This window comes from Chitinophaga polysaccharea (genome assembly GCF_902150045.1).
GTDB lineage: Bacteria > Bacteroidota > Bacteroidia > Chitinophagales > Chitinophagaceae > Chitinophaga > Chitinophaga polysaccharea_A.
In genome coordinates this window covers 1,241,053-1,255,404 of sequence record NZ_CABFVU010000001.1, presented here as the reverse complement: position 1 = coordinate 1,255,404, position 14,352 = coordinate 1,241,053, and the positions used below count along the sequence as shown (strand labels likewise).

The following is a 14,352-nucleotide window of genomic DNA, read 5'->3' as shown; positions in this document are numbered from 1 at the left end:
GATATGGATAGTCAGTATTGGAATGACCGCTATCTTAAAGGAGATACCGGCTGGGATATGGGAATGGTATCACCACCTTTAAAGGAGTATATTGATCAGCTGGTAGACAGGGATATTCGTATACTCGTTCCCGGTGGGGGCAACAGTTATGAAGCCGCTTACCTGGCCGGACAGGCTTTTGGCGATGTAACCGTGTTGGATATTGCACCGGTATTGGTGGAACAGTTGCAAAAAACGTTTGCCCGTACCCGTGTGAAAGTGTTGCAGGAAGATTTTTTTGATCATAAGGGCAGTTACGACCTTGTATTGGAGCAGACTTTTTTCTGCGCCCTGCCTCCGTTTCTCAGGACAAATTATGTGGAGCATATGTATTCGCTGATCAAACCGGGCGGGCATCTGGCAGGAGTTTTGTTTAACCGTCACTTTCCGCAGGAAGGCCCGCCTTTCGGGGGAACAGAGGAAGAATACAGGAAGTTGTTTTCTCCTTTGTTTGATATCAAAACGTTGCAGCCCTGCTATAACTCGCATCCGGCAAGACAGGGAGCAGAATTGTTTATTAATTTTATGCCGAAAATAAAGACGATATGGGACGAGTTCTATTAGCCGTTGTGATGATGCTTACAGGTATTACTGCAATGGCACAACAGGAAAAGATGGTAGACGCCGCTGAATTTGATAAGGATATCCGTCAGCCGGATGTACAGGTATTTGATGTACGCACCGCCGGGGAATTTAGCACCGGTCATCTGCCACATGCTTTACAGGCCGATTATACAAAGAAAGCGGAGTTCAAAGAACGGGTACAGTATCTCAACAAGAAAAAGCCGGTGTATATTTATTGCCTGAGTGGTGGCCGGAGCAGTGCTGCCGCTAAATGGATGAGGGAAAACGGTTTTACGGATGTAGTTGAACTGGAAGGTGGCATCAATGCCTGGAAGCAGGCCGGAAAGCCACTGGATGGCGTGGCAGAGAAAAAGCCTCAACTCAGTATAGCTGAGTATAATAAGTCGGTGCAGGCAAAGGGCTATGTGCTGACAGATGTAGGAGCCGCATGGTGTCCTCCCTGTAAACAGATGGAACCGGTGCTGGGAAAATTCTTCCAAAAACATCCGCAGGTGAAAAAAGTATTTGTAGATGGCGGTAACGACCAGGAAGTGATGAAGTCTGTAAATGCGGCTAAGCTGCCCACTTTTATTTTTTATAAAGATGGTAAGGAGATAGCGAGAAAGGAGGGAGTAATGGAATTGGCGGAGTTGGAGAAGCTGGCAGGATTATAGCTGAACAAAGAATTTTAAAAGCCCGGAACTAACAGGAAGTTCCGGGCTTTTATTTTAAAATCCGTATATCCCGCCATATTTCGTTTTCGCGTATTCCAGGAATTCCCCGAATGCCAGTTGTTTCCCCGTTACTTTCTCACACAACTCGCTTGATGTATACAATCGTCCGAACGGATGGATATTGGTACGTAACCATGTCAGCAAAGGCTCATAATTACCGGCGGCAATGCCTGCATCTAAACCGGGTACCTGTTTTTGTGCGGCTGCAAAGAATTGTGCGGCATAAAAACTACCCAGTGAATATGTAGGGAAGTAGCCAAAGCTGCCATGCGACCAGTGGATGTCCTGTAGTACGCCGTGTACATCATCCGGTACGGTTACGTGCAGGTATTGACGGTAGTATTCATTCCAGGTATGTTTCAGATCTTTTACATCAATGCTGCCATCGATCAGCCCTTTTTCAATTTCATACCGGATCATGATATGGAAATGATAGGTTAGCTCATCGGCTTCTGTGCGGATGAGGGAAGGCTGAACTTTATTAATGGCTTTATAGAATGCGTCCAGGGGAATGTTTCCGAGGTTTTCAGGGAACAGTTGCTGGAGGCGTGGGTAATGATATTGCCAGAAGAGAAGGCTGCGGCCTACATTGTTTTCCCACAGCCGGGACTGCGACTCATGGATACCGAGGCTGGTGGCTTCACCGCAGGGAAGGCCATATTGTTCCGTGGGCAATCCCTGTTCATAGAGGGCGTGACCGCCTTCATGGATGCAGCTCCAGGTCATATTGCCAAAATCGTTTTCATCAATGCGGGTGGTCACCCTTACATCAAGCGGGTTGAAGCTGGTGGTGAATGGATGCTCTGAAACATCCTGCCTTCCTGCTTTCAGGTCGTATCCCATCTTTTCAAGAAGGGAGATACCGAATTTCCATTGTACATCGCGGTTATAGTGCAGGTGGAGGAAGTCCTTGTTAATAACGGGTTGCTGTTCTATCTGGCTGAGCAGCGGGGAAAGGGCAGTTTTCACCTCGTTGAAAATAGTATCCAGCATACCGGTATGCGCGCCTTTTTCATACTCGTTAAGCAGTGCATTGTAGGGGTGTCCTTCATAGCCGAGAATACCGGTTTCCTGTTTTTTCAGTTCCACCATCCGTGCAAGTGCGGGGGCGAAGAGAGAGTAGTCGTTCGCCTTACGTGCCTTGATCCAGGCGTGATAGCTTTCGTTGGTCGCTTTCGATAGGTCAGCTACAAAGGAGGCCGGGTATTTTTTATTCTTTTCGTAATCCTCGGTAGAAAGAAGGATATTCTTTTGTTCTACCGGATCCAGATCTGTATTTCCTTTCAGCGCCAGGAGGATGGCGTCCAGCTCAGGGGCAGTGAATAGTTCATGTGCGATAGCGCTGAGGGTAGTGATCTGCTGACCCCGGAACCCGGCTCCTTTTTCCGGAAGATAGGTTTCCTGGTCCCAGCCAAGTACGGCCAGGGCGTTTCTTACGTCCGCAATTTTTTGCATTTTTATTTTGTAATCCGAATACTGTTCTGCTGTAGATTTGCTTCCGGGCATAAAAGATATTTTTTGCAAATTTAGCTGATGCCACGAATGAACCATTAATTTTTGCACATATGAAGATAAAAGAGATCATACAGGCCATTGAACAGTTTGCGCCTTTGCAATACCAGGAGAGTTACGATAATGCCGGGCTGATTTTCGGGCGTGCAGATGTGCAGGTCACCAATGCCCTGCTCACACTGGATGCAACGGAGGAGGTGATTGATGAAGCCATAGCAAACGGATGTAACCTGGTGATAGCCCATCATCCGATTGTTTTCGGGGGATTAAAGAAGATCAATGGGAATTCCTATGTGGAGCGGGTGGCAATTAAGGCTATTAAACACGATATAGCTGTTTATGCGGCACATACCAACCTGGATAATGTTCGTAACGGGGTATGCGCGCAGATGGCGGCTAAACTGGGGCTGGAACAAACCCGGGTATTACAGCCCAAACGGGGATTACTGAAAAAGTTATACACATTTGTGCCGGTGGCGGACGTGGAGATAGTAAGGGCTGCTTTATTTGAAGCAGGCGCCGGTCATATCGGGAATTACAGCGAGTGCAGTTTTAACAGTGCCGGTGAGGGCACCTTCCGGGGGGCCGAGGGCACAGATCCTTATGTGGGTACGCCTGGTAAAAGACATTTTGAAGCTGAAATAAAGTTGGAAGTAATTTTTCCGGTATATTTGGAAGGAAAAATTTTACAGGCGCTGTTAGGTAGCCACCCTTATGAAGAGGTGGCCTACGATGTGATAAGCCTGGAAAATGCTTATCAGCAGGTGGGTTCGGGATTGATTGGCACCTTGCCGGAGGCAATGGATGAGCTGGATTTTTTACAGTTTGTGAAAAAGCAGTTCCTTACCGGTTGTGTGAGATATACCCCTTTGAGAGGGCGTTCCGTAAAAAAAGTAGCGTTATGTGGGGGAGCGGGCAGTTTCCTGTTAAAACAGGCGATAGCTGCAGGGGCAGATGCCTACATTTCTGCTGATTTTAAGTATCACGAATTTTTTGATGCTGATAATCAATTAATTATAGCAGATATCGGACATTTTGAGAGTGAGCAGTTCACTGTGGAATTATTTTATCATATATTGACCGAAAAATTCCGTAATTTTGCGCCTCTTAAATCTACGATTAAAACAAACCCGGTAAATTATTTATAATACATGGCAACCGTAAAAGAATACTCCGTTGAAGAAAAATTAGCGTCTGTACTCAGATTGCAAAAGATTGATTCCAAGCTGGATGGGATCCAGGTGCTGAAAGGGGAGTTGCCGATGGAGGTAAAAGACCTGGAAGACGAGATCGAAGGCCTGAATACACGTCAGTCTCACATTGAGAATGAAATGAAAGGTATACAGGACTTTGTTGCCAGCAAGAAGAACGCCATCAAGGAAGCGGAAGCGTTGATCAAGAAGTACGAGAAGCAGCAGGATAATGTGAAGAATAACCGTGAGTTCGAGGCCATCACCAAAGAAATGGAGATGCAGGCGCTGGAAATCAAGCTGGCTGAAAAGCATATCAAGGACGCTAACGAAGAGATCAAGGAAAAAAGCCGCGTATTGGAAGTAGCCAAGAAAGCGGTGGCGGATAAAGAAGCGAACCTGAAGCATAAGAAAGGCGAACTGGAAAAGATCATCGGCGAAACAGATAAAGAAGAGAAAGCTTTCCGCAAAGAAAGTGAAGAAGCTAAAACCAAGGTAGATCCCCGTTTATTACAGGCTTACGAAAAGATCCGTAAAAACTACCGCAATGGTTTGGCTGTGGTAACTGTAGAGCGTGATTCCTGTGGCGGGTGCTTTAATGCCATCCCTCCTCAGCGCCAGGCGGAAATCCGTCAGCATAAAAAGATCATCGTTTGTGAACACTGCGGACGTATCCTGGTGGATAATGATCTTGAAGCTACCGTGACGATCTAACCATCCCGGCATAAACATTTTGAAAGGACATCTGAGGATGTCCTTTTTTTATTGGCGTATGTGTATAAAAAAATATACTAATTTATTTAGTTTTGTTTTACTAATTATATTAGCTTTGTGATGATTGCCTTTGCGCAGGTACCTTGCGTAGTAGTTCTTTTATTTTGTGGCAGGGAATTAGCTAAACAATACAACTTTAAAAAATGTGAGGTGTTATTTGGGATTTGGAAGATGTTATGAGAGATTTGGCCTTTAATTCAGGAATTTTTCCCGTATGCGTATTATTTTTTCTTTGTTGTTATTGTTGAGCGTCGGATTTAACGTGAGCGCCAGGCAGAAAGTTTTTGATTTTAATACCCGCTGTGAGCAGGCGTATGATGCTATCATGCAGTTGAGGTTAAACACCGGAAGGGCTTTGCTGGAAGCAGAGAAAAAAGAACACCCGGATAACCTGGCGCCTTATTTCCTGGATAACTATGCGGATTTTTTCCCGCTCTTCTTTAATGAAGATCCCGCAGAGTATTCAAGGAAAAGGAGCCTGCGATCGTTCCGGCTGAATAAAATGACGGAGGGATCACCGGATTCTCCTTACTACCTGTACACACAGGCGGCTATTAAATTCCAGTGGGCGCTGATCAAAATAAAGTTTGATGAAAAATGGGATGCCACCTGGGAGATCCGGAAAGCTTATATGATGCTGAAAGAAAACCAGCAGCGGTTTCCCGGTTTTGTGCCCAATAACCTGTTGCTGGGCGCTATGCAAACCGTATTCGGGACCATTCCGGAAGGATATAAGTGGATCACCAATATCCTGGGCCTTAAAGGCAGTATGAAAGAAGGAATGGCCAATGTGAACAAGTTCATTGAGAGCAATGCGCCGGAAGCGAAGATGTTCCGGGAGGAATCCTACTATTATTATTGCTACCTGATGTTGTTTATTGTGAATAAACCGGAAGAAACGTGGGAATTCCTGCAAAGAAAACAGCTGGATACAAAAAACAATTACTTGTTTGCTTTAATGGTGGCAAACCTGTCGCTGAACAACCAGAAGGCTGCCACCGGGATAAAAGTGCTCCAGGAGCGTAATGATACAGCCGAGTATGCGGACATCCAATATTACAACTATGTAATGGGCTTACTGAAACTTACCAGGTTAGACCAGGACGCGCACATTTACCTGGAACGGTTTGTCAATAACTTCAAAGGCAAGTTTTATGTGAAGGAGTGCCTGCAGCGGCTCAGCTGGTACTACTACCTGGAAGGGAACCAGGCAGCGGCAGATAAATACCGGGCTTTGATCCTTACAAAAGGCGGGCTGGAAACGGATGCAGATAAACAGGCACTGAAGGAAGCCAAAACCGGCAAATGGCCTAATCCCTTCTTATTGCGGGTACGTTTACTGAGCGATGGCGGGTATTTCACCAAGGCGCTGGCATTACTGCTCACAAAAAAAGCCGCGGACTTCCCGGCAATGGAAGATAAACTGGAATATGCCTACCGCCTGGGCCGCATTTACGACGAAAGCGGGCAAGACGATCAGGCTATTGCCATGTATGAAGTAACCATAAAAGTAGGCAGCAACAGGCCGGAATATTATGCGGCACGCGCTTCCCTTCAAATGGGTTACATTTATGAAAAAAGAAATGATAAAACAAAAGCCATAGAATGTTATCAGCGTTGTCTGAACATGAAAGGCCATGATTATAAAAACTCCCTTGACCAGCGAGCCAAAGCAGGCATGCAACGGGTCAACGGAACCTGAGCTTTCAACATCATAAAGGAATTTCCTTACTTATGTTACAGCGATTAACCATCAAGAACTACGCAATTATCGATCACCTGGAAGTAGACTTTTCAGGAAACCTGAACGTGATCACCGGGGAAACCGGTGCAGGTAAATCTATTCTGCTCGGGGCCCTTTCCCTGATACTGGGAGAAAGAGCGGATCCCGGGGTATTGTTCGATAAAACCGGCAAATGCATCATAGAAGGATTTTTTAAAGTGAAAAAATCACAGGTGGCCAATTTCTTCCAGGAACATGAACTGGATCTGGAAGACCAGCTGATCATAAGAAGGGAAATAAGTGCCGCAGGTAAATCAAGGGCCTTTGTAAATGATACGCCGGTGAATATCTCCCAGCTGGCAGAGCTCAGTGGCTACCTGGTAGACCTGCACCAGCAGTTTGATACACTGGCGCTCGGCAATGCCGATTTCCAGAGGGAAGTGATCGATGCACTGGTGAACAAACCCGCGGAACTGCAACAATACCACCAGGAGTTTATTCAGTACACACAGGTACAGAAGAAATATAAACAACTGCTCGATAACCGTGATAATGCAAACAAAGAGCTGGACTATAACCGTTTTCTCCTCGATGAACTGGCGGAAGCAGGTTTTGATCCGAACGAAATAGAAGACCTGGAAGCGGAGCTGCAAACATTAAGTCATGCGGAAGAGATCAAGAATACCCTCAACCGTGTTTATTTTCAGCTGAAAGAAGATGAACAACCCATCCTGCAGCAGCTAAAGCAGCTGCAGTCGTCACTGCAAGGGTTGTCAGGTTTTCATAAAGATGTACCGGCAGTGGCTGAACGCCTGTTATCTGCTTATCTGGAGCTTCAGGATATCGCCGGGGAAGTGGAAAGTATTAATGATCATGTACAATACGACGCCCAACGGATAGAGCTGGTGAATGAAAGGATGGCGCTGGGTTACCGGTTATTCAAGAAACATGGTGTACATACCACGGGTGAACTGCTGGCTATAAAGGAAACGCTGACACAGAAGGTAGACGATGTACTGAACCTGGATGAGCAGCTGGCATCGCTGGAGCAGGAACAAACGCGGCTGAAAGAAAACCTTATGAAAGCAGCCGGCGTTATTACCGGTCACCGCCAGGAACAGGCGGGGCCTTTTGAAAAACATGTGAATACCCTGCTTGCACAGGTAGGTATGCCCAATGCCCGTCTGAAAGTAGCTATCACACCCGGAGAGCTCAATCCATATGGACAGGACACCATCGAATTCCTGTTTGACGCCAATAAGAGCAACCAGTTTGCACCGGTAGGTAAGGTGGCATCCGGTGGTGAATTGAGCCGCATTATGCTATGTATCAAGTCGCTTGTAGCGCAGTCAGTAGCATTACCCACGCTGATCTTCGATGAAATTGACACAGGGATTTCCGGAGAAGCGGCCCGCCAGGTAGGGGTTATCCTGAAAGGCCTTGCCAAATCGCACCAGATCATCTGTATTACCCATCAGCCGCAGATTGCAGGCAAAGCAGATGCACATTACTTCGTGTATAAGGATGCCAAAGCTGATAAAGTAACTACCAGTGTACGTTTGTTGTCGCCGGATGAACGGGTAAATAAGATCGCCCAGATGCTGAGCGGAGAGCGGCCCACCGCTGCCGCGCTGGAAAATGCACGTGAAATGCTGGCTGTACATTAACAACAGCCTTTCCATAACAGCTGTTAGCCTTTAGCAGATTGCCTTTAGCTGGTATAAAACCATCTAAATGCCGTTGCAGACAGCTAACAGCTTTTTTTTTCAACTATAACGACTATTTTTGCCGAAATTAATTTTTGACCAAATGGCTCATAACTTATTAAAAGGGAAGAAAGGTATCATCTTTGGCGCACTGGACGACAAGTCTATTGCCTGGAGAACAGCACTGCGTTGCGTGGAAGAAGGCGCTGAAATTGTGCTTACCAATGCCCCTATTGCCCTGCGTATGGGTGAGATCAACAAACTGGCGGAAACCTGTAAAGCACCTGTTATTCCGGCTGATGTTACCAATATGGACGATCTGACCAACCTGTTCAACAAATCCATGGAGCATTTTGGAGGCAAGATCGACTTCATTCTCCATTCTGTTGCTATGGGTATGAACATCCGTAAAGGCAGAAGCTATACTGATCTTGATTACGATTTTAATCACAAAACATTTGATATCTCTGCAATGTCGCTGCACCGCGTTCTGCAAACAGCCTATAAACTGGATGCACTGAATGAATGGGCCTCTGTTATTGCATTGTCTTATATCGCGTCTCAGCGTGTATTCCCGGACTATGGCGAAATGGCAGATGCCAAAGCCCTGCTGGAGTCAATTGCACGCAGTTTCGGCTACCACTATGGCACACATAAGAAAGTACGCGTAAACACTATCTCCCAGTCGCCGGTTAAAACAACTGCAGGTGGTGGTGTGAAAGGTTTCGATGGCTTTATGTCTTATGCGGAAAAAATGAGCCCATTGGGTAACGCCACTGCAGACGAGTGCGCCAGCTATGCTGTGGCCATGTTCTCTGACCTCACCAGGATGGTGACTATGCAGAACCTGTTCCACGACGGTGGTTTCTCCTTCACTGGTGTTTCCAAGCCAGTGATCGACCAGATGGAAAAATAAATATTCTATTTATTGAGCCCGGCGATGTGGCAGATGATGACATCATCATTGCAGCATCGCCGGATCAGCAGATACCAAAATAAAAGCCGCTTCCTTATCAGGAGCGGCTTAGTAATTATTTGTCATAGTAAAACGGGAGTGTGCGGTAAGCGATAGTGGCTAATATTCATCCTCGTTAAAGAAGAAGTCGTCCTGCGACGGATAATCAGACCAAATATCTTCAATCCCCTCATAAATTTCTCCCTCATCCTCCAGCTCCTGAAGGTTCTCGATTACTTCGATCGGTGCACCGGAACGAATGGCGTAGTCGATAAGTTCGTCTTTAGTAGCTGGCCATGGAGCGTCCTCCAGGTATGAAGCTAATTCTAATGTCCAGTACATCTTATTAAAATTTTTACTTTTTAATTTTCCGCAAAAGTATTATTTAATTTGAAATAAACAACTTTTACTATTTTATCGGTTAATTACTTTTCTTTGGGTTATGCTAACCGCTCGCAATGTCACCAAAAATTATTCCAATTTACCCATATTAAAGGGGGTAGATATTACTGTCAGTAAGGGAGAGATAGTAACTATCGTAGGATCGTCCGGGGCGGGCAAAAGCACATTGCTGCATATCCTCGGAACCCTTGATACGCCTACTGCGGGGGAGATATGGCTGAATGATGTCAATCTGACGGCTTTAAAGGGAAATACCCTGGCCGATTTCAGGAACCGTCATATTGGCTTTATTTTCCAGTTCCATCACCTGCTGCCGGAATTCACTGCTCTTGAAAATGTTTGTATCCCCGGCTACATTGCCGGCACCCGGAGAAGCCAGGTAAAGGAAAAAGCCGTGTTCCTGCTGGAAACGCTGGGCCTCAAAGACCGGCTTGAGCACAAACCCAACGCCCTCTCCGGCGGAGAGCAGCAAAGAGTGGCCGTGGCGCGCGCCCTGATCAATGATCCGGACGTGGTAATGGCCGACGAGCCAACCGGTAACCTCGACTCCCGCAACGCCAGGGAGCTGCATCACCTTTTTATGGAACTGCGGGATCAGCTGAAGCAAACCTTTATCATTGTTACGCACAATGAAGAGCTGGCGCCTATGAGCGATCGTCAGCTGGTGATGAAGGATGGTAAAATTATTTAGCCGTAAATACGGATGCCGGCCCTGAAAGTATTACAGTGCGCATTTACGATATCGCGGATCTGGGTGGAATAACCGCCTCCCATGGCCACTGCACAGGGAATATGATGTTGCCGCAGTGAATGGAAAACCATTTCATCCCGCTCAAGGCAGCCCTGCTGCGTTATTTTCAGCTTCCCGAACTTATCTGTTTCCAGGATATCCACCCCGGAGAGATAAAAAACGATATCGGGTTTTACCCGGTTAATCAGCACGGGCAGAGCATCTTCAAGTAATTGCAGGTAGGCGCCGTTATCCATACCATCTGCCAGGGGAATATCCCAGTCGGACGCTTCTTTGTGAAAGGGATAATTGTGCGCGCCATGCATACTAAACGTATATACATGGGGGTTACCTGCAAACAGCGCCGCGGTGCCATTGCCCTGGTGAACGTCCAGGTCTATCACTAGCGCCTGCCGGATCAGTTGCCTGTGAAGCAGGTAATTGGCGGCTACGGCAAAATCGTTGAGCAGGCAGAAACCTTCCCCATGATCTGCAAACGCGTGATGGGTACCTCCCGCCACGTTAAAGCCAATACCGTGATCCAGCGCATGCAGCGAAATGTTAATGGTGCCCTGTGTAATAACGATTTCGCGTAAGGTGAGGGCGGGCGACTGCGGGAACCCTATCTTCCGCTGTTCACGCGGTTCCAGCGTTTGATCCCGCAGCCTATGCCAGTACTCAGCGGTGTGTGTGAGGAGGATAATGTCTTCTGTGGCGGGTTCAGGGGCAAACAACTGCCCGGGTGTAATAACACCTTCCCGCAGCAGCTGGGCAGGTATCAGTTCATATTTGAGCATCGGGAAGCGATGATCGGCCGGCAGGGGATGGATATATATATCGTGACTGGCAATTATCATTGTGCGCGTATAATCGATTTTCCGGCTATTACAAACACGGGGTCCCTTTCGCCAGGTTCAAGGGTAGCCGAGCCGGTAAAGTGGCCAAAAGCGGGTAAAATGCCGCAATGGCGGCCAAAATAAAAACAAGGTAAACGCAGTCGTTGCCTGCCTGCACCCTGCATTACAAAAGCCGGGTGCAGGTGCCCGGAAAAAGTATAGGCGAAGCCATTGTTATCTTCACAAGGCTCATGGATAAAATGAATGTTACGCAGGGTAAGCGCAGGATGTACGTTGATCTGCAATTGTTCGTACACATCATCGGCCATGATATCATGGTTACCTTTTACCAGGTCGAAGGAGATCCGGGAAAACTGTTGCCGCCATAGCCTGAAATACTGCACCTCGTTGTTTTCCCGGCTATGGAACATATCGCCCACTATAATGATCCGCTCCGGCAGGTAATGGGTGATCAGCTGTTGCAACCGGAAGAGGTCTTCCTGTACAATGCCCGCCGGTACTGCAATTCCGGCCTTCCGGAAATGAGCGGCTTTCCCCAGGTGCAGATCTGAAAGGATCAGCGCTTTCTCTTCTTCCCAAAAAATTGCCCGCTGGGGCGATAAATGCCAATGCTGCTCCTGAAAGTGAAATATTTCCCCAACCACTGGTTCAACTGTTTTTTAATGAGGTGCAAATTAGAGATTTCTTAGCCGTTCACCGTGATCAATTTTTTGATCCTGTCTTCCAGCTTTTCGCTGGTCATGGTATCACGCAAGCTGTCTACCTTAATAGGAAAGCAGAAAGGTGTAAGTTTTTGCGGCGTGGTGATCACAATCCGGCTTACTGCGATACGTTCCAGCGTTTCCCTCAACCGGGCTTCTTCCATCTGGTAAAAGAAAGCTTCATTGAATGCCTGTTTCAGCAACAGGTTTTGCGGATCATAATCCCTGAACACATTGAACAGCAGCGACGCCGATGATTGCAGGTGACGGTTGGCCTTGTGTTTGCCAGGATAGCCCTGGAATATTAAACCGGCTATTACGGCGATATCGCGGAATTTGCGGCGTGCCATTTCCGTGGCATTTACACTGGTTTGCAGTTCGGCCAGCAGGTTTTCGGTAGAAAACAGTTCTTTGGCATTTTCGGCCGTTAAGGGAATAGGCTGGTCGGATAACAATTCAAAGCCATAATCGTTCATAGCCATAGAAAAAGTAATGGGCTGGATACGGCTGATCCGGTAGGCCAGCAGTGCTGCCATTACTTCATGTACCAGTCGCCCTTCAAAGGGATATACGAAAAGATGATAACCATCCTTTGTATTGATCTGTTCAATCAGCAGCTCGCCTGCTTTGGGAATATGCGACAGCTCTTCCTGCAAATTGAACAGCGGCTGCAGGGCGATCAGCTCAGGATCTTTTGTGTTCCTTGATAAGGCTTCATTGAATTTTTCCCGGAGCATGCGCCCCAGGTTCGACGACAATGGGATACGGCCTCCCTGGTAGCTGGGTACGATGGATCTTTTCGAATTTGATTTGCGGACCAGTACCGTCATATCCTTGATCAGCACAAATTCAAGGTTGCGGCCAGCCAGCGTAAAGGAGTCGCCGGGAGATAACCGGGAAATAAAGCTTTCCTCTATTACGCCAATATAGCCACCGCTCATAAACTTCACTTTCAGCATGGCATCACTTACAATAGTACCGATGTGCAAGCGGTGGCGCATGGCCATCATGCGGCTGCGGCAGATATAGAAATTACCTTCCCGTTCTACTTTTTTGAATTCATCATAACTGCCCAGGGCGTCACCACCGGTGGTAAGAAAGGAGAGGAGCCACTGCCAGTCATCTTCCGTGATATGCTGATAACAAAAGGTATGTCGTACTTCTTCCCAGATGTCGGTGGCATGAAAGCCGTCGGATACTGCCAGTGTCATCAGGTACTGGAGCAATACATCATAGGCAAGTAGCACAGGCATCCGGCTTTCAATGAGGTCCTGTTCCATAGCAGCTTTCAGTGCAGCCGCTTCTACCAGTTCCAAAGCATGTGTGGGCAGAAAGAAAATTTTGCTGATAGCCCCGGGCTGATGCCCGCTACGGCCGGCCCTCTGGAGAAACCGGGCCACTCCTTTAGGGCTGCCTACCTGTATCACACTGTCTACCGGCCGGAAATCCACGCCCAGATCCAGGCTGGCGGTACATACCACCGCTTTCAGGATGCCGTTGTGCAGGGCTTCTTCCACCCATATGCGCAGTTCCATGTCTATAGACCCGTGATGCAGTGCCAGTGCGCCGGCCAGCCTGGGATCTTCCCGTAGCAGGGCCTGGTACCATAGTTCAGATTGGGACCGGGTATTGGTGAATATCAGCGTGGTTTGACTGTCGTTGATAACAGGAAGCGCCTGTGGCAGCATTTTGATCCCCAGGTGCCCTGCCCAGGGATAGTTTTCTATTTCATGGGGGATCACGCTTTTCAGGGTAATATTCTTTTTCAGTTTGGCGCGGATAATAAGCCCATCGCTGTGATACGGTCCCAGCAATACTTCCATCGCCTCGTCGAGGTTGCCGATAGTAGCGGAGATCCCCCACACCTTCAGCTGGTTTTCATGCAGTCCTCTCAGGCGGCTGAGGCCAAGCTCCACCATCACGCCGCGCTTGCTGCCTATGAGTTCATGCCATTCATCTACCACAACGGTGTGCAGGTGTTTAAAAACGGAGGGATATTCTTTTTGTGCCAGCAGCAGGTGCAGGCTTTCCGGTGTAATGATCAGCACTTCCGGCATTTGCTTTTTTTGTGCTGCGCGGGTAGAAACAGGCGTGTCGCCGCTGCGGATGCCTACCTGCCAGGGAACATTGAGCTCCTGCAGCGCGCTTTCCATGGCTCTGCCAAGGTCTTTGGCGAGTGCGCGCAGCGGTGTTATCCACAAAAGCTGTAAGCCATTTTTTGTTTTACGGGTATAATCCTTTGGGTGCGCATCAATCCATGCGATAACGGCTCCCAGGAACAGGGAGAAGGTTTTCCCGAAGCCGGTAGGGGCATTTACAATTCCCGATTTACCCTGCAGGTAAGCCTTCCAGGCATCCTCCTGGAATTTGAAGGGCTTCAGGTCTTTTTCGCCCAGCCAGTTATTGATCACTTTCCATCCACCCGAACGTTGTTGCATAGGAATGAAATTAGCATAAAATGATAA

At 47.7% G+C, this 14,352-nt stretch carries 13 protein-coding genes; 8 read left to right on the top strand and 5 right to left on the bottom strand.

The features are described from left to right. Positions 1 to 3 precede the first annotated feature (3 nt). Both FN124_RS05040 and FN124_RS05035 read left to right on the top strand, forming a co-directional pair. Complete coding sequence (locus tag FN124_RS05040) at positions 4 to 603, top strand: methyltransferase domain-containing protein (RefSeq protein WP_142683672.1); 600 nt, start codon at positions 4 to 6, stop codon at positions 601 to 603. After that, a complete protein-coding gene (locus FN124_RS05035; protein WP_142683671.1) occupies positions 585 to 1,277 on the top strand; it encodes a rhodanese-like domain-containing protein in 693 nt (230 codons plus the stop codon). Before FN124_RS05040 ends, FN124_RS05035 begins: the two co-directional genes overlap by 19 nt. A gap of 54 nt (positions 1,278 to 1,331) precedes the next feature. On the opposite strand, the gene FN124_RS05030 is transcribed toward FN124_RS05035, so the two are convergent. Beyond that, positions 1,332 to 2,792, bottom strand: a complete 1,461-nt coding sequence (locus tag FN124_RS05030; RefSeq protein WP_260607329.1) for a carboxypeptidase M32 — start codon at positions 2,790 to 2,792, stop codon at positions 1,332 to 1,334. Between the two features lie 110 nt (positions 2,793 to 2,902). Between FN124_RS05030 and FN124_RS05025 the strand changes: the two genes are divergently transcribed. The 5 genes from FN124_RS05025 to FN124_RS05005 all read left to right on the top strand — a co-directional run bounded on the left by FN124_RS05025 (position 2,903) and on the right by FN124_RS05005 (position 9,158). Next, a complete protein-coding gene (locus FN124_RS05025; RefSeq protein WP_142683669.1) occupies positions 2,903 to 3,997 on the top strand; it encodes a Nif3-like dinuclear metal center hexameric protein in 1,095 nt (364 codons plus the stop codon). Between the two features lie 3 nt (positions 3,998 to 4,000). Next, a complete protein-coding gene (locus FN124_RS05020; RefSeq protein ID WP_142683668.1) occupies positions 4,001 to 4,753 on the top strand; it encodes a zinc ribbon domain-containing protein in 753 nt (250 codons plus the stop codon). A gap of 274 nt (positions 4,754 to 5,027) precedes the next feature. After that, positions 5,028 to 6,515: a tetratricopeptide repeat protein gene (locus tag FN124_RS05015; protein ID WP_142683667.1), complete on the top strand. Its 1,488-nt coding sequence runs from the start codon at positions 5,028 to 5,030 to the stop codon at positions 6,513 to 6,515. A gap of 32 nt (positions 6,516 to 6,547) precedes the next feature. Beyond that, positions 6,548 to 8,203 (top strand): DNA repair protein RecN, encoded by a 1,656-nt coding sequence (gene recN, locus FN124_RS05010; RefSeq protein ID WP_142683666.1) that lies wholly within the window; start codon positions 6,548 to 6,550, stop codon positions 8,201 to 8,203. Positions 8,204 to 8,345: 142 nt separating this feature from the next. Continuing rightward, entirely contained in the window at positions 8,346 to 9,158 is an 813-nt protein-coding gene (locus FN124_RS05005; RefSeq protein ID WP_142683665.1) for an enoyl-ACP reductase FabI, read from the top strand. A 159-nt stretch (positions 9,159 to 9,317) separates the two neighbouring features. Here the strand turns inward: FN124_RS05005 and FN124_RS05000 are convergent, their stop codons facing one another. Then, a complete protein-coding gene (locus tag FN124_RS05000; protein WP_012794455.1) occupies positions 9,318 to 9,539 on the bottom strand; it encodes a DUF2795 domain-containing protein in 222 nt (73 codons plus the stop codon). A gap of 100 nt (positions 9,540 to 9,639) precedes the next feature. On the opposite strand from FN124_RS05000, the gene FN124_RS04995 reads away from it, so the two are divergent. Then, positions 9,640 to 10,290, top strand: coding sequence for an ABC transporter ATP-binding protein (locus FN124_RS04995; RefSeq protein ID WP_142683664.1), 651 nt, complete (start codon positions 9,640 to 9,642; stop codon positions 10,288 to 10,290). On the opposite strand, the gene FN124_RS04990 is transcribed toward FN124_RS04995, so the two are convergent. Genes FN124_RS04990 through FN124_RS04980 form a run of 3 tightly spaced genes read right to left on the bottom strand, consistent with a single transcriptional unit; the run spans position 10,287 to position 14,325 of the window. Beyond that, the gene (locus FN124_RS04990; protein WP_142683663.1) at positions 10,287 to 11,186 is read right to left on the bottom strand and encodes a histone deacetylase family protein; all 900 of its coding nucleotides are present in this window, start codon (positions 11,184 to 11,186) and stop codon (positions 10,287 to 10,289) included. The two genes, FN124_RS04995 and FN124_RS04990, sit on opposite strands and share 4 nt — an antisense overlap. Then, positions 11,183 to 11,830 (bottom strand): ligase-associated DNA damage response endonuclease PdeM, encoded by a 648-nt coding sequence (gene pdeM / locus FN124_RS04985; protein ID WP_142683662.1) that lies wholly within the window; start codon positions 11,828 to 11,830, stop codon positions 11,183 to 11,185. The genes FN124_RS04990 and pdeM overlap by 4 nt, the downstream gene beginning before the upstream one ends. A 41-nt stretch (positions 11,831 to 11,871) precedes the next feature. Next, positions 11,872 to 14,325 (bottom strand): ligase-associated DNA damage response DEXH box helicase, encoded by a 2,454-nt coding sequence (locus FN124_RS04980; protein ID WP_142683661.1) that lies wholly within the window; start codon positions 14,323 to 14,325, stop codon positions 11,872 to 11,874. Positions 14,326 to 14,352: the final 27 nt, after the last annotated feature.